Consider the following 1,140-nt stretch of genomic DNA (forward strand, 5'->3'; position numbering starts at 1 on the left):
TATTAGCTAGATGGTAAGGTAACGGCTTACCATGGCAACGATAGGTAGGGGGTCTGAGAGGATTATCCCCCACACTGGTCCGTGTCTCAGTACCAGTGTGGGGGNNNATCCTCTCAGACCCCCTACCTATCGTCGCCATGGTAAGCCGTTACCTCACCATCTAGCTAATAGGACGCATAGTCATCTTGTACCCATAAATGTTTAATAATTTAATGATGCCATCAAACTACATTATGGAGTGTTAATCTTCATTTCTAAAGGCTATCCTCCTGTACAAGGCAGATTCTATACGCGTTACGCACCCGTTCGCCGGTCGTCAGCATAGCAAGCTACCTGTTACCCCTCGACTTGCATGTGTTAAGCCTGCCGCTAGCGTTCATCCTGAGCCAGGATCAAACTCTTCATTGTATATTTTAAATAATATTTAATGAATAAGTTTCAAAAGAATTTGTTCTAAATTAATAGAACGTGGTTATTCTACTCTTATTTACGCTGTCAATTTCAATATTTTCAATGAACGTGTCGAGTCGACACACACAAGTATTTTCAACTTGTTAATCTTCTCAGACTTCTTTTGTAGAAATGTTAGAATTGAACTAACTGATTTTTATCGTAAAAATCATTCCAAAATTTCTTGATCGTTTCTCGCTTTAGTGTATTTCTTAAAGCGGTTGCAAAACTACAAACTATTTTTAAACTTTTTAAATTTAATTTCATTAAATTTAAAAAGTTTTTTTTTAGTTTGTTAATGAACTTTGTTTTTAAAACAGGTTGCAAATATAGTTTCTTTTATTAATAAAAAATAAGACTTTAGTAACTTATTTTTTACGTTTAAATATTATTAATTTTACAAACTTCTTAAAGAACTAAACTAACTTATAAACTTACGTTTTTCCGTTAGCGGTTGCAAATCTACAACTCTTTTCTGATTCAACAAGGAGTTTTTTAGCCTTTATTTAAAAGTGTTTAAAAAAACACTTTTAAATAAAGGCTAAAAAACTCCTTGTTGAATCAGAAAAGAGTTKTTTAGCCTTTATTTAAAAGTGTTTTTTTAAACACTAATATTCAACGAATTAAACCTTAATTATTATTTATCATAAACAAAATTTGAACGACATTATAGACAAAAACATAATAATC

Annotated in this window: 1 rRNA gene; it reads right to left on the reverse strand. The window is 31.9% G+C overall.

Annotation, left to right across the window (positions count from 1 at the left end):
* Positions 1 to 408: ribosomal RNA gene (locus tag L0U72_RS11725) — 16S ribosomal RNA — on the reverse strand; the annotation flags it as partial.
* Between the last annotated feature and the right edge of the window lie 732 nt (positions 409 to 1,140).

The sequence above is a fragment of the Tenacibaculum piscium genome (assembly GCF_021390755.1).
In the GTDB taxonomy this organism is placed as follows: Bacteria; Bacteroidota; Bacteroidia; order Flavobacteriales; family Flavobacteriaceae; genus Polaribacter; species Polaribacter piscius.